The sequence below is a fragment of the Pseudomonas sp. KnCO4 genome (genome assembly GCF_045344305.1).
In the GTDB taxonomy this organism is placed as follows: Bacteria; Pseudomonadota; Gammaproteobacteria; order Pseudomonadales; family Pseudomonadaceae; genus Aquipseudomonas; species Aquipseudomonas anuradhapurensis.
Genome location: NZ_CP174199.1, coordinates 2,729,288 through 2,746,600, shown reverse-complemented (window position 1 = coordinate 2,746,600; position 17,313 = coordinate 2,729,288). Strand labels below are relative to the sequence as shown.

Annotated in this window: 17 protein-coding genes; 11 read left to right on the top strand and 6 right to left on the bottom strand. The window is 58.0% G+C overall.

What is annotated here, in order from left to right; translation table 11 throughout:
- Positions 1 to 34 precede the first annotated feature (34 nt).
- The 4 genes from ACJA3S_RS12975 to ACJA3S_RS12960 form a co-directional block, all read right to left on the bottom strand.
- The gene (locus ACJA3S_RS12975) at positions 35 to 1,390 is read right to left on the bottom strand and encodes a hypothetical protein (RefSeq protein ID WP_289514872.1); all 1,356 of its coding nucleotides are present in this window, start codon (positions 1,388 to 1,390) and stop codon (positions 35 to 37) included.
- 118 nt (positions 1,391 to 1,508) lie between these two features.
- Positions 1,509 to 2,501, bottom strand: coding sequence for an ATP-binding protein (locus tag ACJA3S_RS12970; RefSeq protein WP_289514873.1), 993 nt, complete (start codon positions 2,499 to 2,501; stop codon positions 1,509 to 1,511).
- Between the two features lie 7 nt (positions 2,502 to 2,508).
- Complete coding sequence (locus ACJA3S_RS12965) at positions 2,509 to 4,548, bottom strand: hypothetical protein (RefSeq protein ID WP_289514875.1); 2,040 nt, start codon at positions 4,546 to 4,548, stop codon at positions 2,509 to 2,511.
- Positions 4,545 to 5,225 (bottom strand): hypothetical protein, encoded by a 681-nt coding sequence (locus ACJA3S_RS12960; RefSeq protein WP_406822156.1) that lies wholly within the window; start codon positions 5,223 to 5,225, stop codon positions 4,545 to 4,547. Before ACJA3S_RS12960 ends, ACJA3S_RS12965 begins: the two co-directional genes overlap by 4 nt.
- Before the next feature lie 377 nt (positions 5,226 to 5,602).
- On the opposite strand from ACJA3S_RS12960, the gene ACJA3S_RS12955 reads away from it, so the two are divergent.
- Entirely contained in the window at positions 5,603 to 6,217 is a 615-nt protein-coding gene (locus ACJA3S_RS12955; RefSeq protein WP_406822155.1) for a class I SAM-dependent DNA methyltransferase, read from the top strand.
- Positions 6,218 to 6,278: 61 nt separating this feature from the next.
- Here the strand turns inward: ACJA3S_RS12955 and paaX are convergent, their stop codons facing one another.
- On the bottom strand, positions 6,279 to 7,202 hold the full coding sequence (gene paaX, locus ACJA3S_RS12950; protein WP_406822154.1) for a phenylacetic acid degradation operon negative regulatory protein PaaX: 924 nt from the start codon (positions 7,200 to 7,202) through the stop codon (positions 6,279 to 6,281).
- Between the two features lie 77 nt (positions 7,203 to 7,279).
- Positions 7,280 to 7,879 (bottom strand): phenylacetic acid degradation protein PaaY, encoded by a 600-nt coding sequence (gene paaY, locus ACJA3S_RS12945; protein WP_406822153.1) that lies wholly within the window; start codon positions 7,877 to 7,879, stop codon positions 7,280 to 7,282.
- A gap of 351 nt (positions 7,880 to 8,230) precedes the next feature.
- Between paaY and paaF the strand changes: the two genes are divergently transcribed.
- The 10 genes from paaF (at position 8,231) to paaD (ending at position 17,298) form a co-directional block, all read left to right on the top strand.
- Positions 8,231 to 9,004: a 2,3-dehydroadipyl-CoA hydratase PaaF gene (gene paaF / locus ACJA3S_RS12940; protein ID WP_406822152.1), complete on the top strand. Its 774-nt coding sequence runs from the start codon at positions 8,231 to 8,233 to the stop codon at positions 9,002 to 9,004.
- A gap of 34 nt (positions 9,005 to 9,038) precedes the next feature.
- Positions 9,039 to 9,830 carry a 2-(1,2-epoxy-1,2-dihydrophenyl)acetyl-CoA isomerase PaaG gene (paaG, locus tag ACJA3S_RS12935; RefSeq protein ID WP_406822151.1) on the top strand — a complete coding sequence of 264 codons (792 nt, stop codon included), beginning with the start codon at positions 9,039 to 9,041 and terminating at the stop codon, positions 9,828 to 9,830.
- A gap of 2 nt (positions 9,831 to 9,832) precedes the next feature.
- Positions 9,833 to 11,350: a 3-hydroxyacyl-CoA dehydrogenase PaaH gene (gene paaH, locus ACJA3S_RS12930; protein WP_406822150.1), complete on the top strand. Its 1,518-nt coding sequence runs from the start codon at positions 9,833 to 9,835 to the stop codon at positions 11,348 to 11,350.
- A complete protein-coding gene (paaI, locus tag ACJA3S_RS12925; protein ID WP_406822149.1) occupies positions 11,343 to 11,783 on the top strand; it encodes a hydroxyphenylacetyl-CoA thioesterase PaaI in 441 nt (146 codons plus the stop codon). The genes paaH and paaI overlap by 8 nt, the downstream gene beginning before the upstream one ends.
- Positions 11,776 to 12,996, top strand: coding sequence for a 3-oxoadipyl-CoA thiolase (gene pcaF, locus ACJA3S_RS12920; RefSeq protein ID WP_406822148.1), 1,221 nt, complete (start codon positions 11,776 to 11,778; stop codon positions 12,994 to 12,996). Before paaI ends, pcaF begins: the two co-directional genes overlap by 8 nt.
- A gap of 120 nt (positions 12,997 to 13,116) precedes the next feature.
- Positions 13,117 to 14,436 (top strand): phenylacetate--CoA ligase PaaK, encoded by a 1,320-nt coding sequence (paaK, locus tag ACJA3S_RS12915; RefSeq protein ID WP_406822147.1) that lies wholly within the window; start codon positions 13,117 to 13,119, stop codon positions 14,434 to 14,436.
- 278 nt (positions 14,437 to 14,714) lie between these two features.
- Positions 14,715 to 15,704 (top strand): 1,2-phenylacetyl-CoA epoxidase subunit PaaA, encoded by a 990-nt coding sequence (gene paaA / locus ACJA3S_RS12910; RefSeq protein WP_186685898.1) that lies wholly within the window; start codon positions 14,715 to 14,717, stop codon positions 15,702 to 15,704.
- Between the two features lie 25 nt (positions 15,705 to 15,729).
- On the top strand, positions 15,730 to 16,011 hold the full coding sequence (gene paaB / locus ACJA3S_RS12905; RefSeq protein ID WP_406822146.1) for a 1,2-phenylacetyl-CoA epoxidase subunit PaaB: 282 nt from the start codon (positions 15,730 to 15,732) through the stop codon (positions 16,009 to 16,011).
- Between the two features lie 8 nt (positions 16,012 to 16,019).
- Positions 16,020 to 16,778, top strand: coding sequence for a 1,2-phenylacetyl-CoA epoxidase subunit PaaC (gene paaC, locus ACJA3S_RS12900; RefSeq protein WP_406822145.1), 759 nt, complete (start codon positions 16,020 to 16,022; stop codon positions 16,776 to 16,778).
- The gene (gene paaD, locus ACJA3S_RS12895; protein ID WP_406822144.1) at positions 16,765 to 17,298 is read left to right on the top strand and encodes a 1,2-phenylacetyl-CoA epoxidase subunit PaaD; all 534 of its coding nucleotides are present in this window, start codon (positions 16,765 to 16,767) and stop codon (positions 17,296 to 17,298) included. The genes paaC and paaD overlap by 14 nt, the downstream gene beginning before the upstream one ends.
- Positions 17,299 to 17,313: the final 15 nt, after the last annotated feature.

Sequence of the window (17,313 nt, the reverse complement as noted above, 5' to 3'; positions counted from 1 at the left end):
TATGGCGATGTTTTAGAAAATATCGGAGTGGTACCTAAATTTCTATATCGTGTGTCCCGCCGCGCTTCATGCCAGAATTGAACAGGGCACAGCTTATATTATCTTTTTTAATATGAAATCGTTTTCTTGCCGTATCGGCCTCGATGGTTAGAGGAAGGCTAAGCCTCATCCTACAATTACCTTTCCCCTTACTAATGAGTGAGTCTGGATCCTCCATGAATAAATGTCTATCGCAGTCAGTTGACACCCCCCATATTGAACCAGTCTGATAAGACTCTGGGGTAAACCCCCAGACCCTTCTAAAATTTCTATCGAGACAAAGAACACATTCAGCGTCGACAAGATGAGAGTTTCTTAGCATGTCCCAGAGCCGATAAAAATCACCCAGCTTCGTAACGAGTTCAGCCTCGAACTCACCATGTATCCGGGAAGCTTCTTTTCCACGTGCATCGCTTACGGAATTCAACCTTAAACGCTTACGAGTATGGATGAAATCGAATGGCGTGACCCCCCAATTTTTAGCCACCACCAGCAAATATGCCATTACACAAGGACATGCAACGTCAGCTCTGAGCATATACCATTGGTCATGCTCGATCCGCCTCAGGCGCATTAAGCATTTTCTATGGTACCGAATGTAGCGCTTAAAAATATATCTTCGAAGAGATTTGACACATGCTCTCATCTCATGGCGCTCATGCTCTGACAGGCCACCCATGATTGCGGGCAAGCCCAGATTGCGACTTACGCCATTTTCGCTATTGCTTCTTAATTTTGGGCAAGGTAGCGTTAGTACAACTGAGTTATTAAACGCATCGTTGGCAAAACCCGGCGAGCCGAGATTTCTAACCAAGTAGCCATATGCAATTGATACGTCCATCATCTCGCTTTTTAAAGTGTTTACCAGCACCTCATGTGCGGAACGCCCTATCAAATTAATGCTGCCACGTATCCAATCGGCGAAATCTGTCACCCATTGATCGACTTCATAAAAGAACCCGGCATCCAGGTTTTGAGGCCTTGTCAGGCCAAGAACCACCGAAAGGTGATCACACTGGCCGCCGAATCTATACATAGCCTGTTGTGAAGTAAAATCTACATTAAGTAAACGAGTGCATTTTTCACATAGCTCCAGAGCATGTCCATGCCAAGGACAGTGCGTCACTCGCTCGAAGTAAAATATCACGGAATGATAGCCTGCCTTAATGCATTGCGGGCAATGGCGAATTTGTGCCCTGTGCGAATGCTCCATGTCCGGAAACCACCAATCAATGAAGCTAGATTTCAGCGCCCCGACCTCTAAGCTCATCGCAGTCTCTAGTTCAGTCATTGGAAAGTTTTTGCTGTATTCCCAGTGAACACTAGGCTCGCGCCATTGGCTGGAAAGCAAGAAATACTCCCTCAACTGGCGAATATCGTAAAATCTATTCCACTTGAGAAGATTGGCAAACACAAGCCAGGAAGATGAATAAGGGAGCATGACCCCCGAATGAATCAGTGATTTACTGCTACTTATTATCACGACCTGCGCTCGGCTTATTGAAACTAGCTGCATAATTCTCGATCTGACATTCGTTAATTGCCCCAGCTAAAACCCTTGAATCAATTACGAATTCTGGGGAATCGTTTGACCGAGATCGAATAAGAATGAAACGTACCATTTCAAGCACGCAAACAGTAGGTAGACATGGCAGCTTTTTAGCCGTCTTAGCCTCGTCCAGAGCTTGAAAAATGGGACGTGAATAATTAGCCAATCTGAACCCAGCATCAAAGGCCATTGGCATAAAGAAACGTGTATAGCTGCATTCGCTATCGACGGGATAAAACAGAGAATCATCGTAATATTCGAGCGTTTCGCGAATCCATGCCTCGCTATCGCAAAGCGGAAGCTTGACTAGCTCATTCAAGAATCTAATTATCAGCTCAGGCCGCCCCCTCGTGCGCAAATTGGTGACGCATTTTTCAATATCCGCCTGCGCAAAACCAATCACCGTGACACCAATGTTTCTAATTGCCAACTCGTTTTGCAGAAATTGCAAGCACTCGTAGTCATCCGTGGTAAGTCGCTGCATTTCGTCAATAAAGAAAACTGCGTGCCTGCCTTTTATCAAAGTCAGGCGCCCCTCGATCATATTTAATACATCTTCACGCACAAAATCCAAATTAAAAATTTTAGGCATTGCAAGGCCAAGAGACCGCACAAGAGTCCTCATCACGCTTTCATGTGAGTTCGGATCCGCTGAGATTTTGATGATTAACCGATCCTGATAGTCAGGATGCTCCTCCAGCGCTACTATGCAGCTATTACAGATCTTAGTCTTACCCATTTGTGGCAGCGCATTAAAGCAGATGCTTTTCTTGTGAAGCATTACCGCATCAAGCACTTCGCCCGCGACTTTGGGGATGCTAGGAGTGAAAGTGGTGAACTCATTTGTGATCAGCGGATGATGCGACATAAGAGCACGCCGCGCATCAGGATCATGGGGATTGAATTCACTCATAGCGATATCACCTTATTTTCTTGAGCAAACCACGTATATCAAAGTCGTGGGGTGGGCTCACCCAACCGCTAGAGGGCATAGCTGGTGGAGCTTCTTCTAAGGGTCGATTTTCATCCAATCGCGGGTCTGGTGGATCTGGTTTAGAGTATCGCGGTGTTTCGGGGGGCTCCCCAGTTGCTCGGGATACCTCTTGTTTTAATCTATCAAGTTCCGCCGCTGCTTTCCGGTTGTCCCCCCGCCCCCGCTTACCCTGACTGGATATGAGTGAGTTTTTGTAAACTTGTAGTAAATTCCCGCCATTCACAAACTCTTGAATTCTTTGATAAAGCTTAGAGTTGATCGCCTTGCGGGTCTTTCTACTATGCGCCTCGTCTCCCCAATAACCCTCGGCTTTCATCCACCCCAATGGATCTCCACTGAGTGAAAAAGCGTTGAACCCTCTGATATCGGACTCGTTTACTTCAATAAAAATCTTCTCCCCAATCAGATGCTCTGCTTTAGCCGAATTTTCGAACCGATACCTTATTCTTTCGAAATTTATAAAAGGGCGAATCCCCTTATGAAGGTTCCCTCTTACAAACACCAGAACACGTACGAGTGCTCTCCCAATCACCTCAACCTTATCGGCAGGCAGGGTTCGTGGTAGAAAATGGCCGTCCCTTTGAGCAAGAAAGCCAGCAATAGCTGCCTTGGGTGTGGTATTACCCAACCCCTCAGTTGTCTGAATATTCGAATTTGCAAACGTTACATAAGTTAAATGCTCTAGTACATCGCTAGAAATTGAATATTTCACTGAGGCCCCCACAGCATCAGTGGCCGCACCTCTTCCTGGCCCGGCCCCAACCGTGCTTCTAAGGCGTTTCGCAAGCTCAGCAGAAAAACGGTCGAAACGACTTTCTATCCGAGCTCGTCTCTCGAACCTCTTGGGTGGGCCATAGTCGTATGCACAACCGATATCTTTCCGCAATGTGTAGCAAACCGCATCCCCGTGATGCGCCCAAGCGTTGTCTAAGGCAATCCATGACGGTGGTGATTGAGCAAGTTCAGGATACAGTTCGGTCACGAATCCTGCCCCCGGATCCGGCGCTAGATTTGGGATTACTTGACGAGGTTTTGGCAGTTCCTTAGATAATGCCTCTCTCACCAATGCCGAGACATCATTTGCCGTCACATCAGCCCCATATACCACTCTGTACCATATGGCAGCACGCGCCAGTGGCTCATACAAAAGTAGCACATGCAGGCGTGTCAATGGCTTCGATGATATCACCCCTTCTTCGTTAACAATTTCAATGGAGGAGATATAATCAACAGTGTGACTGTCAACTAGCCAGCAGTCGAAAAAGTCGTCGTAATGAATAAGTGGTGTATCACCGGTACCAATTGACACATGTGCTTTGGCGGCACCATCACCACCTATGCGCACATATCTTTCAATGTTATTCTCCCGCAAGTCTTTGACATACGCTGTAATTGTCCGGCGACCGAGATTGTCAGTATTAAATGGCCAGGCTTCAGTCGGATGTCCATAGCCCCGCAGCAGATCGATGAAAAATTTATGTACATCTTTTGGGCGGTTGTTGAATTTATCCAATTCATCCTCTAGCGATCCTTTCTTGTCCTTTCTGCTAATCTTTAAGATGTACGTATTCAATGTTTCTTGCAGATCTGGATAGCGCCTAAATACTTGACCTAGTACACCTGCCATCCCTGCGTTTTTTGGCGCCAGCGGATCAAACTCTTCTTTGCTCCGCACATAGTTTTTTGTACGGAAGTTTGGGACAAGTGCGCGGTAACCAAAGGGCATGCCATCGGGCGCAATAGCAAGGCATCGAGCAATAATTTTTCGGAGAAAATTCCCACTTACGCCTGTAGACTTTTTTATATCTTTTATTGCTTGCCCTTCAATATATTGCTCCAGAGCGTCCCTTCTATACCTAAACGTCGCCGCGTCTTCCGGGCTCAGGAGATCGGCACGTACTTCGCTCCATGGCATCGACGTTTCAATAAGCAGACTAATTTCAGATCTAGGACGCTTGGTTCTCATGGCATCCTCCATGGAGTGTTTAGACCAAAGCTTCTGAAATTGTTCGGGCTAATTATGATGTGACCTTGGAGTATCGTTCTACAAATGGCCCCGATTGCCAAGGCAGAATCTTTGATATTAACCGATTCCAAAATATCATTGATCGTGCCTTCTCTGTATAAGCTTATGGATGTACCAACTTGCCCCATCTCATATCTCAGATCATAGCCCCTAACCTGAGATACAAAAGCAATCACTTTCAACCAGAAACTCAGCGAAGAATTGGAAAAAACCCTGAGCCGTGCAGCCGGAATTGTTACCAAACGTCCGACTTCAATACGATTATCAATGCGATATCTAACAGGTACGATAGTGTCGTCAAACGATTCGTACTGTTTTGAATCAATTTGGTGAAATTCGACTGAGCCGTCTGTCTTTTCAATTCGCGTTACTGTAAACCTTTTGAATGTTTCACCTTGTTCATCCAGCGAAATATCCACCTCGCACTCCAATGTGAAGCGCTTAACCTGTGGCTGTATCTCTAACTCAGACAACCAGTAAAGCATTTCAAGATCGCCAATGATTGGAATGTCTTCATCGAGCTTTAAACTGTAGAACAGCCAGATGCTGGCTTTCCCAGCAGATTTTTTTCGAGCTCTTACGAGTCGATTGCGTAAGTGACCTTTAATGGATCCCACTGCTTCACCTGCTGCATAGGTACCAAATTCCTTCCTCAATCCTAAGCGGATGAACGGACTACATAAGACAATTTCGAAGCTACCATGTAGTCGCAGATAGCGTTAGGCTATGAAAAAGCGGTTCAAGGTCAACTTTTGCAAACAATCCGACCAGTGGCATTCCCAGCCACGCCTTGTGAGCAACGGTTGCTGCAAATCAACTGTTTTTACTTCTCGATGTTGCGATCACACCTTCTTTACTTCTTCAAGTGCGAAGAGATGATGGAGTTTTAACTTGACTCACAATTTGAGAGCCTACGTTAAAGATCTGATTTATATGGGCATGGGGTATAGGAGGGATAGCGCCGTTGTTATTTCCGCGCTCTGGATGTCCCACCATGCCGCATCATCCATCCGCCGATCAGATCATCAGTCTCTACGATCGCCACGCATCGATCTGGAACGATCTGCGCTCCAACCATTTTGTTGATCGCAAATGGATCGAACGCTTCCGCTCGTTGCTTCCACCAACGGCAACCGTTCTGGACCTGGGCTGCGGCTCTGGTCAACCTGTAGCACGCCATCTGATCGACGCCGGCGTATCGGTTGTCGGTGTGGATTCGTCTACGCAGATGCTCGCCTTGTGCAGCAAGCGATTTCCAGCGCAGGAATGGATTCATGAAGACATGCGCACGCTAGCGCTTGATCGCCAGTTCGCAGGCATTCTCGCTTGGAACAGCTTTTTCCATCTCAAGCCTGACGATCAGCGCCGGATGTTCCCGGTCTTCGAGCACCACGCAGCACCCGGTGCACTGCTGATGTTTACCAGTGGACCTGCACATGGCGAAGCGTTGGGTGAATTCCAGGGCGAAACCCTCTATCACGCCAGCCTGGATCCTGAGGAATACACCGCTCGATTGAACGACCACGGTTTCGGCATGCTGGAGCACATCGTGGAGGATGCAGAATGTGGCGGGCAAACGGTTTGGCTAGCTCGTCGCCTGTCCCGATGATATGCATTTTACTTATAACTACACTAAATATTCATTTAGCGTAGTTATAAGCAAGCGTTCCCTACACCAGGCCACCAAAACGTTTGTAGAACCCTTCATTCACATCTGGCAGTGGCCCATCAGCCGTTTCCAGCGCAGCATTCAGCCACTCTTCAGCCTTGGCGAACACCAGGCGATACAGATTACGGCACAGCTGTCGTGCGGCCCTTCCCTCCCAATCCCCTGGCAGTAGTTCGTCTGGCAGTTGCGGATCGCGCAGCAACAGCCGGCGGTATTCGTGAATGAGCAACGTACGGGCCAGGAAGCAATCCTGCGCATCCAGTTGCTGCTGCTCTTTCAAGCCTTGCCATAGCGGCCGGAACAGCTGGATGAATTCGCTGTACTGCTGCCCCAGTTCGTCGATACGCCAGCTTTCCCGGACCTGGGCGCGCATGGCCTTGGAGGCAAGCACTTCCTGAGTGTGGGTTTCGAAGACAATGCTCTCGTCAGCGGCATCCAGCTCGCGCAAGGTGGCCGTCAGGTCGACGCGGTCTGCCCGTGGGCAACCCAGCAGGTTCGGCGCCATCGCACCAAACCCCTGCCACTCCAGTTCTTCACGCAACGCTTTGCGCTTGCCAGCCTCGAGTTGCGACAGCAATACCAAGGTCCAGGCGCCGTCCCAGGCGGGTTGGCTGGGGCTGTAGACCCTTTTGAACGCTTTCTCGAAGCGCCGCCGGCCAGTACCGGTCAGGCTGTAATAGCTGCGCCGGCCAACCTTCTCGGCGGTCAGCCAGCCTTCCTTGGTCAGGCGGAAGATCGACGTGCGAATCAGCCGCTCGTTGATGCCGACCGGCTCCAGCAGGTTGATCAGGCTGCCCAGCCAGACAGTACCACCATGCGGCTCGATGGCGTCACCGTACAGAGTGATGATCAGGGAACTGGCGCGGATCGGCGTCTGTTCCTGGAAGCGGGTGATCAGGTTGTTCAGTGGGACGAGATTGCTCATGGGCGAACTGTGCGCGGATAAAGCACCGACTATACCTGCGCGGCGGACCGTCTGACCATGGCGTGACGCTACCAGGCTCATGCCGGCGCCGAACCTTTGGGTCTGACGCCGGAGTCTTCCATGCGTCGGCGCCCGGGCTCGGCTTCGTTCAGTGGCAGGCATTCAACCAGGCTATTCATGCAGCGTTGTGCCAGGTGTTGGTACTCAGCGGTGCCGCGTTGCTTCCAGGCCAGTTCCTGTTCGTTCAGCAAACGCTTGACCTGAGCTGGCGCGCCCATCACCAGGCTTTGTGCTGCGCATTCGAAACCCGCTTTGACGAATGCGGTGGCCGCAACGATGCAGCGTGGCGCCACCCGGGCACCGTCCATGACCACGGCGTTCATGCCGATCAAGGCGTCTTCACCGATCCGGCAACCGTGCAACACGGCGCCATGCCCGACATGCCCGTTGCGTTCGACCACCGTGTCGCCGCCGGGGAAGCCATGCATCACGCAGGTGTCCTGCAGGTTGGCCCCCTCCTCCAGCACGATGCGGCCGAAATCCCCCCGCAGCGATGCCAGTGGGCCCACGTAACAGCGAGGGCCGATGATCACGTCGCCAATCAGCACGGCGCTGGGGTGCACATAGGCTGTGGGATGAACCACGGGCGTCAGGCCGTCCAGTCGATAGCAAGGCATGGCGAAAGCTCCTGAAGTGATAAGAAACGTCGCTACATCTTGTATCGCATTAAATCAGCCGTCAATCGCCCAGTTCGCGTATCACTTTTTCCACCGAAACAGCTTTTATAACCGGCAGGATTGGTACATTGTCCCAGGTAGAGCCTATTCTGACGCTTCGATAGGGCCAGCTGCGATGCGAGTGTCGCAGAAAGAAAGGATACATATACTATTTTTAGATGTTGCATAACTGTATCGTAAAGTGCATATACTGGGTTCACCCTGAACGTGACCCAGCATCACGTCCCTGCAGACAATTCCAAGAAATGCCGGCCCCACGGGGTGCCGTGCGTGCAGCCAGAGGAACCCGACATGCCGCGATATCTCGACGTGCAGGCACCCGAACAGGGCGTCCAGCTCATTACCCTGCAGCGGCCCGAGGCCCTGAACGCCCTGTGTACCGAGCTACTGGCAGAACTGGCCGCTGCACTCAGTGCGGCTGAGCACGACGAACTGACCCGCGTGGTGATCATCACCGGTGATCGCAAGGCGTTCGCCGCGGGCGCCGATATCCGTGAGATGGCCGAGCGCGATCTGGTGGGCATCCTCAATGACCCCCGTGTTGCGCACTGGCAAGGCATCACTGCTTTCAGCAAGCCACTGATCGCTGCGGTCAACGGCTATGCCCTGGGTGCTGGGTGTGAGCTGATGATGTGCGCCGATATCGTCATCGCCGGCACCGATGCGCGCTTCGGCCAGCCGGAAATCAACCTCGGCATCATCCCTGGCGCCGGCGGCACCCAACGCCTGCTGCGAGCCGTAGGCAAGCCGCTGGCCATGCAAATGGTCCTGACTGGCGAGACCATCAGCGCTCGCCACGCGCTGCAGGCGGGCCTGGTCAGCGAAGTCACCCAGCCCGAATTGACTGTGGAACGCGCCATGCAGGTCGCCCGCAGCATCGCCGCCAAGGCGCCGTTGGCGGTGCGCCTGGCCAAGGAAGCGCTGCTGAAGGCAGCGGACACCGACCTGGCCAGCGGCCTGCGCTTCGAGCGTCATGCCTTTACCTTGCTGGCCGGCACCGCCGACCGCGACGAAGGCATCCGCGCCTTCCAGGAAAAACGCCAGGCCCGCTTCCAGGGCCGCTGATCATCTTTCCCTAGCCTGACGAAGCGAGTCTGTCATGACCTTCCAGCACATCCTGTTTTCTATCGAGGACGGCGTCGCCCTCCTCTCCTTGAACCGTCCGGAGCAACTGAACAGCTTCAATACCGCCATGCATCTGGAAGTACGCGAAGCACTCAAGCAGGTGCGCCAGAACAGTGATGCACGGGTGCTGTTATTGACCGCTGAAGGCCGTGGCTTCTGTGCCGGCCAGGACCTGTCCGAGCGCAATGTCGCACCCGGCGCCGAGCTGCCGGATTTGGGCGAATCAATCGAACGCTTCTACAACCCGCTGGTGCGTACCCTGCGTGACTTGCCATTGCCGGTGATCTGCGCGGTCAATGGCGTGGCAGCCGGCGCCGGTGCCAATATCCCGCTGGCCTGCGACCTGGTGCTGGCTGCCCGTTCGGCCAGCTTCATCCAGGCATTCTGCAAGATCGGCCTGGTGCCGGACTCCGGCGGTACCTGGCTGCTGCCGCGGCTGGTCGGCATGGCACGGGCCAAGGCCCTGGCCATGTTGGGCGAGCGCCTCGGCGCGGAACAGGCTCAGCAATGGGGGCTGATCCACCGTGTGGTGGATGATGCTGCCCTGCGCGATGAGGCCCTCGCCCTCGCCCGCCAGCTCGCCACCCAGCCAACCTATGGCCTGGCCCTGATCAAGCGCGGCCTCAACGCCAGTTTCGACAATGGTTTCGATGAACAGCTGGAGCTGGAACGTGACCTGCAACGCCTGGCCGGGCGCAGCGAGGACTACCGTGAAGGGGTGAGCGCCTTCATCGGCAAGCGCACCCCGGCATTCAAGGGGCGTTGATCATGAGTGCACTTGCAAGCAATGCGCAGGTGGCGGTGATCGGCGCGGGTGCGATGGGGGCTGGTATCGCCCAGGTCGCGGCCCAGGCCGGCCACCCGGTCAAGCTCTACGACAACCGCCCTGGCGCTGCTGCGCAGGCGCTGGCTGGTATCGATCGACAACTTGCCCGGCTGGTGGAAAAAGGCACCTTGCAGCCCGCCGAACGGCAAGCGATCAGCGCCCGGTTGTGCCCGGTGGACAGCATTGAAGCCTTGGCCGATGCGCGCCTGGTGATCGAAGCGATTGTCGAGAACCTGCACGTCAAGCAAGCGCTGTTCGGCCAGCTGGAAGCCTTGTGCGCTGCCGATTGCATCCTTGCCAGCAACACCTCGTCGCTGTCCATCACCAGCCTGGCCGCCGGGCTGAAACTCCCGCAGCAGGTGGTCGGGATGCACTTCTTCAATCCGGCACCGCTGATGGCGCTGGTTGAGGTGGTCTCGGGCCTGGCCACCGCCCCAGCCGTTGCCGCATGCATTCATGCCACCGCCAAGGCCTGGGGCAAGCAGCCAGTGCACGCGCGCTCGACGCCGGGTTTCATCGTCAACCGCGTGGCTCGGCCATTCTACGCGGAAAGCCTGCGTCTGCTGCAGGAAGGCGCAGCCGATTGCGCAACACTGGACGCGCTGCTGCGGGATGCCGGCGGTTTCCGCATGGGCGCATTCGAGCTGACCGACCTGATCGGCCAAGACGTCAATTACGCGGTCACCTGCTCGGTGTTCGAGGCGTTCTATGGCGATTTCCGCTTCCAGCCTTCGTTGCTGCAGAAGGAACTGGTCGACGCCGGCCGTCTCGGCCGCAAGACCGGCCAGGGCTTCTATAGCTATGCCGAAGGGGCCGAGCGTGCGCAGCCGCTCGAGCTGCACAGCCCGGTCCCAGCCGAGGCCTGCGTCGTCGAAGGTCATCTCGGGGTGCTGCAGCCGCTGGTCGAGCGCTTGCGCGGCAGCGGCATCAGCGTGACCCAGCGTGCCGGTAGTGGTCTGATTCAGGTAGGCGAAGCCACCTTGGCGCTGTCGGATGGCCGCCTGGCCAGCCAGCGTGCCCGGCAAGACGGCCTGCGCAACCTGGTGCTGCTGGACTTGGCACTGGATTACGGCAGCGCCACACGCCTTGCCATCAGCTGGTCGGTGGACACCAGCGACTACGCCCGCGACCAGGCGGTGGCCTTGCTGCAGCGGGCCGGCCTGCGGGTAACCCCGGTCGCCGACCTGCCTGGGCTGGTGGTGCTGCGGACCGTGGCCATGCTCGCCAACGAGGCCGCCGATGCCGTGTTGCAGGGCGTTGCCAGCGCCGCCGACATCGACCTGGCCATGCGCGCAGGCGTCAATTACCCGTGCGGCCCGCTGGCCTGGGCGGCACACATCGGCATTGCCCACACCCTGCGTGTGCTCGACAACCTGCAGCGCAGCTACGGCGAGAGCCGCTACCGCCCGTCCCTGCTGTTACGTCGCTGCGAAGCCAAAGGAGGCACCCTGCATGACTGAAGTCGAACTGGCACAAGCCTGTGCCGATGCCATGTACGCCCGCGACCTGGCCACCCAGGGCCTGGGCATCCAGTTGCTGGCCGCCGGCCCCGGCCAGGCATCCCTGCGCATGCCGGTACGCGCCGACATGATCCAGGGCCATGGCACCTGCCATGGCGGTTTCCTGTTCGCCTTGGCCGATTCGGCATTTGCTTTCGCCTGCAACAGTTACGACCAGGCCACTGTCGCCCAAGGCTGCAGCATCGACTACCTGGCCCCGGCACTGCCCGATGACGTGCTCACCGCCAGCGCCAGCGAGATCAGCCGCAGGGGCCGCACTGGCCTGTACCAGGTCAGCATCGAGAACCAGCGCGGTGAATTGCTGGCGATGTTCCATGGCAAATCCTACAAAGTGCGCGGCACTGTGCTGGCGCAGGAGACGCAAGATGACTGAACACACCCTGGCCGATGCCTTGATCATCGACGCCGTGCGCACCCCCATCGGCCGCTATGCCGGGGCCTTGAGCAGTGTGCGGGCCGATGACCTGGCGGCCATCCCGCTCAAGGCGCTGATCCGCCGCCACCCGCAACTGGACTGGAAAGCCATCGACGACGTGATCCTCGGTTGTGCCAACCAGGCTGGCGAGGACAACCGCAACGTGGCGCACATGGCCAGCCTGCTGGCCGGGCTGCCCATCGACGTGCCCGGCACCACCATCAACCGCCTGTGCGGCTCCGGCCTGGATGCCATCGGCAATGCTGCCCGCGCCCTGCGCTGCGGCGAAGCCGGGTTGATGCTGGCCGGTGGCGTGGAGTCGATGTCGCGTGCGCCGTTCGTCATGGGCAAGGCGGAGCAGGCGTTCGGCCGCGCGGCCGAGCTGTTCGACACCACCATCGGCTGGCGTTTCGTCAACCCATTGCTCAAGGCGGCCTTCGGCACCGATTCCATGCCGGAAACCGCCGAGAACGTTGCCCAGCAGTTCGGCATTTCCCGCGCCGACCAGGACGCGTTCGCCCTGCGCAGCCAGCACAAGGCCGCCGCGGCCCAAGCGCGTGGCCGCCTGGCACGGGAAATCGTGCCGGTCGAGGTCGCACAACGCAAAGGCCCGGCCAAAGTGGTCGAGCACGACGAGCACCCGCGTGGTGATACCACCCTGGAGCAACTGGCCAGGCTTGGCACCCCGTTCCGTGAAGGTGGCAGCGTCACCGCCGGCAATGCCTCCGGGGTCAACGACGGCGCCTGTGCGCTGTTGCTGGCCAGCGGCAGCGCCGCCCGTCGCCATGGCCTCAAGGCCCGAGGGCGCATCGTCGGCATGGCTGTGGCCGGGGTCGAACCGCGGCTGATGGGCATGGGGCCGGTACCGGCTACCCGCAAGGTCCTCGAGCTGACCGGGCTGTCGTTGGCCGACATGGATGTCATCGAACTCAACGAGGCCTTTGCTGCCCAGGGCCTGGCGGTGCTGCGCGAGCTGGGCCTGGCCGATGACGACAAGCGGGTCAACCCCAACGGCGGAGCCATCGCCCTGGGCCATCCGCTGGGCATGAGCGGCGCACGCCTGGTCACCACTGCCCTGCACGAGCTGGAGGAAAGCGCCGGGCGCTACGCCCTGTGCACCATGTGCATTGGCGTAGGGCAAGGCATCGCGATGGTCATCGAGCGCCTTTGAGCGGCTCCGACCATCGGCCCGTTACCGAACCGAATGCAGCCGTATATGCTGCGTCCATGACACTCACCGCGCACCTGCAACCGCTGTCGCGCGGCGTACAAGAACAATTCGAGTGAAGCCATGAACATGTACCATGATGCCGATCGTGCCCAGCTGGACCCGATGGAAACCGCCAGCGTCGACGCCCTGCGCCAGCACCAGCTGGAGCGCCTGCGCTGGAGCCTGAAGCACGCCTACGACAACGTGCCGCTGTACCGCCAGCGCTTTGCCGAGTGCGGCGCCCATCCTGATGATCTCGAGTGCCTCGAAGACCTGGCGAAGTTCCCCTTCACCGGCAAGAACGACCTGCGCGACAACTACCCCTACGGCATGTTCGCCGTGCCCCAGCAGGAGGTGGTGCGCTTGCACGCATCCAGCGGCACGACTGGCAAGCCGACGGTGGTCGGCTACACCCAGAACGACATCGATACCTGGGCCAACGTGGTGGCTCGCTCGATCCGCGCTGCTGGCGGGCGCAAAGGTGACAAGGTGCATGTGTCCTATGGCTATGGCCTGTTTACCGGCGGGCTAGGCGCACATTATGGTGCCGAGCGCCTGGGCTGCACGGTGATCCCCATGTCTGGCGGCCAGACCGAGAAGCAGGTGCAGCTGATCCGCGACTTCCAGCCCGACATCATCATGGTCACCCCGTCCTACATGCTCAACCTGGCCGACGAGATCGAGCGCCAGGGCATCGACCCGCACGCGCTCAAGCTGCGCCTGGGCATTTTTGGGGCCGAGCCCTGGACCGACGAGCTGCGTCGCTCGATCGAACAGCGCCTGGGCATCGACGCCCTCGACATCTATGGCCTGTCGGAAATCATGGGCCCGGGGGTGGCGATGGAATGCATCGAGACCAAGGACGGCCCGACCATCTGGGAAGACCACTTCTACCCCGAGATCATCGACCCGGCCACTGGCCAGGTGTTGCCAGATGGCGAGCTGGGCGAACTGGTATTCACCTCGCTGAGCAAGGAAGCGTTGCCCATGGTGCGCTACCGCACCCGTGACCTGACCCGGTTGTTGCCCGGCACCGCCCGGCCGATGCGGCGGATTGGCAAGATCACCGGTCGCAGCGATGACATGCTCATCATTCGCGGGGTCAATGTGTTCCCGACCCAGATCGAGGAGCAGGTGCTAAAAATAAAACAGCTTTCTGAGCTTTATGAGATTTATCTGTATCGAAACGGCAACTTGGACAGTGTCGAGGTGCATGTGGAACTGCGCGCGGAGTGCCAGCACCTCGATGACAGCCAGCGCAAGCTGTTGACCGGGGAGCTGACCAAGCAGATCAAGACCTATATCGGTATCAGCACCCAGGTGCGCCTGCAACCCTGCGGCACGCTCAAGCGTTCCGAGGGCAAGGCCTGCCACGTATTCGACAAACGGTTGGCCAGCTGATTCATTCAGCTGCCTGTTCGGCCCCGGCATCGTCCGGGGCTTTTTTTTGCCTGGGGTTTGCTGGGGGCGCTTGGCGCCCCGATCGCGACGCAAGGCCGCTCCTACAACAGATTGCGTTCCCGTGTAGGAGCGGCCTTGTGTCGCGAGAGGGCTGCAAAGCAGCCCCCCCCTCGGCCAGCAAAGCGATACATAAATCTTATTCGATACACACAAATATCTTTGACGTTGAGTTTTGTATCGCTTACAAATGACTCATGCCTTAGCAGGAGTCGCAGCACATGTACGCACAGCTAGTGGAAACCGGAGTCAAGCGCGTCAAGTCGCTGGAAGAGATGTCGCCCGAAGAGCGCAACTTCCAGGAAAAGATCGACGCCGAAATCAAGATCGAAGCCAAGAACTGGATGCCCGAGGCCTACCGCCAGACCCTGATCCGGCAGATCTCCCAGCACGCCCATTCGGAAATTGTCGGCATGCTCCCCGAAGGCAACTGGGTGACCCGCGCCCCCAGCCTCAAGCGCAAGCTGCAACTGATGGCCAAGATCCAGGACGAAGCCGGCCACGGCCTGTACCTGTACAGCGCCATGGAAACCCTGGGCGCCGACCGCGACGAAGAAGTCGCCAAGCTGCACAGCGGCAAGGCCAAGTATTCGAGCATCTTCAACTACCCCACCCTCAGCTGGGCCGACATGGGCGCGGTGGGCTGGCTGGTGGATGGCGCCGCCATCGTCAACCAGGTGGTACTGCAGCGCACCTCCTATGGCCCTTATTCGCGCGCCATGATTCGCATCTGCAAGGAAGAGAGCTTCCACCAGCGCCAGGGCTACGAAATGCTCCTGACCATGATGCGCCACGGCACCCAGGCCCAGCGCGACATGGTCCAGGACGCCATCAACCGCCTGTGGTGGCCGGCGCTGATGATGTTTGGCCCCAGCGACGAACATTCCCCCAACAGCGCCCAGTCCATGGCCTGGAAAATCAAGCGCCAGACCAACGACGAGCTGCGTCAGCGCTTCATCGACCAGACCGTGCCGCAGCTCGAGCTGCTCGGCTGTACCGCCCCAGACCCCGAGCTGAAGTGGAACGCCGAACGCGGCCACTACGACTTCGGCGAGATCCAGTGGGACGAATTCTACGAAGTGATCAAGGGCAATGGCCCATGCAACCAGGAACGTATCGCCACCCGGCGCAAGGCTATCGAGGACGGCGCCTGGGTACGCGAGGCGGCGGTGGCCTACGCACGCAAGCAACAGAACAAGAACGCCGCCTGAGCGGCGATTGATGCGGAGATCGAAAATGTCTGTCTGGACCCTCTACGAAGTGTTCGTGCGCAGCAAGCACGGCCTTAACCACAAGCATGTCGGCAGCGTGCACGCGGCCGATGCGGCCATGGCCATCGAGAACGCCCGCGAGCTGTATACCCGCCGCAGCGAAGGCGTAAGCCTGTGGGTGGTACCTTCGGCCCTGATCACCGCCTCCTCCCCCGACGACAGAGACCCGCTGTTCGCCCCGGCGGACGACAAGGTCTATCGCCATGCCAGCTTCTACGAACTGCCCGACGAAGTCGGGCACATGTGAGGTTGGCCATGCACAAGCACGACCTGATCCCCTATCTGCTGCTGCTCGGCGACAGTGCCCTGGTGCAGGGCCAACGCCTTTGTGAATGGTGTGGCCGGGCCCCGGCCCTGGAAGAAGAACTGGCCTTGATGAACGTGGGCCTCGACCTGGTCGGCCAGGCGCGTAACTGGCTGGAGTACGCCGCCGAGCTGCTGGCCGACGGCCGCGATGCTGACGCCCTGGCCTTCCGCCGCGACGAGCGGGCCTACCGCAATCTGCTGCTGGTCGAGCAACCCAATGGCGATTTCGCCGTGACCATGACCAAGCAGTTCCTTTACGACGCCTGGCATCTCGCCATGCTGCAGGGCCTGGTCGGTTCCGCTGACGAGCGTATTGCCGGCATCGCTGGCAAAGCCTTGAAAGAAGTCACCTACCACCTGCGCCGTTCCAGCGAATGGGTACAGCGCCTGGGCGGCGGCACCGAAGAAAGCCGCCAGCGCATGCTTGCCGCCATCCCGGCCCTGTGGCGCTTCACCGTGGAACTCACCGCCGGCAGCGACAACGAGGCACAACTGGCGCAAGCGGGCATCGCCGCCGACCCGGCCAGCGTTGGCGCGGCCTGGCGGCAACAGGTTTGCGAGGTGTTCAGCGCGGTCGATCTGCCGCTGCCCAAGGCCGCCAGCCACTTCTACCTGGACGGCCGCAAAGGCCTGCACACCGAGCACCTGGGCCTGCTGCTGGCCGAGATGCAGTGCCTGCCGAGGGCTTACCCCGATGCAACCTGGTGAGCTGATTGCCGGCGACCGTGGCGCCCGCGCGCCACGCGGTGACGACCTGGCTCGTGCCTGGGCGGTGCTGGCCCAGGTCATGGACCCGGAAGTGCCGGTGGTCAGCGTGGTCGACCTGGGCATCGTGCGCGACCTCGGTTGGCGGGCCGGCCATCTGCACCTGGTGGTCACGCCGACCTACTCCGGTTGCCCGGCCACCGAGGTGATCGAGACGGATATCCGCCTGGCGCTGGAACGGGCTGGTTTCCCGGCGCCCGAACTGGAGCGCCGGCTGACGCCGGCCTGGACCACCGACTGGATCAGCGAACTGGGCCGCGAACGCCTGCGTAGCTATGGCATTGCCCCGCCACAAGGCAGTAGCAGCAAGCGCAGCCTGCTCGGCGAGGCGCCCCAGGTGTGCTGCCCGCAGTGCGGCAGCGCGCAGAGCGAATTGCTCAGCCAGTTCGGCTCCACTGCTTGCAAGGCGCTGTACCGCTGCCGCGAGTGCCTGGAGCCGTTCGATTATTTCAAATGCATTTGAGCCGTGGAGAACGCC

Excerpts from the sequence above, each read along its gene's own strand:
- ACJA3S_RS12970 (WP_289514873.1), bottom strand. The coding sequence starts at position 2,501 with ATGAGTGAATTCAATCCCCATGATCCTGATGCGCGGCGTGCTCTTATG.
- paaY (WP_406822153.1), bottom strand. The coding sequence starts at position 7,879 with ATGCCTTGCTATCGACTGGACGGCCTGACGCCCGTGGTTCATCCCACA.
- paaH (WP_406822150.1), top strand. The coding sequence starts at position 9,833 with ATGAGTGCACTTGCAAGCAATGCGCAGGTGGCGGTGATCGGCGCGGGT.
- paaK (WP_406822147.1), top strand. The coding sequence starts at position 13,117 with ATGAACATGTACCATGATGCCGATCGTGCCCAGCTGGACCCGATGGAA.
- ACJA3S_RS12955 (WP_406822155.1), top strand. The coding sequence starts at position 5,603 with ATGCCGCATCATCCATCCGCCGATCAGATCATCAGTCTCTACGATCGC.
- paaC (WP_406822145.1), top strand. The coding sequence starts at position 16,020 with ATGCACAAGCACGACCTGATCCCCTATCTGCTGCTGCTCGGCGACAGT.
- pcaF (WP_406822148.1), top strand. The coding sequence starts at position 11,776 with ATGACTGAACACACCCTGGCCGATGCCTTGATCATCGACGCCGTGCGC.
- paaD (WP_406822144.1), top strand. The coding sequence starts at position 16,765 with ATGCAACCTGGTGAGCTGATTGCCGGCGACCGTGGCGCCCGCGCGCCA.
- paaA (WP_186685898.1), top strand. The coding sequence starts at position 14,715 with ATGTACGCACAGCTAGTGGAAACCGGAGTCAAGCGCGTCAAGTCGCTG.
- paaI (WP_406822149.1), top strand. The coding sequence starts at position 11,343 with ATGACTGAAGTCGAACTGGCACAAGCCTGTGCCGATGCCATGTACGCC.
- paaB (WP_406822146.1), top strand. The coding sequence starts at position 15,730 with ATGTCTGTCTGGACCCTCTACGAAGTGTTCGTGCGCAGCAAGCACGGC.
- ACJA3S_RS12965 (WP_289514875.1), bottom strand. The coding sequence starts at position 4,548 with ATGAGAACCAAGCGTCCTAGATCTGAAATTAGTCTGCTTATTGAAACG.
- paaF (WP_406822152.1), top strand. The coding sequence starts at position 8,231 with ATGCCGCGATATCTCGACGTGCAGGCACCCGAACAGGGCGTCCAGCTC.
- paaG (WP_406822151.1), top strand. The coding sequence starts at position 9,039 with ATGACCTTCCAGCACATCCTGTTTTCTATCGAGGACGGCGTCGCCCTC.
- paaX (WP_406822154.1), bottom strand. The coding sequence starts at position 7,202 with ATGAGCAATCTCGTCCCACTGAACAACCTGATCACCCGCTTCCAGGAA.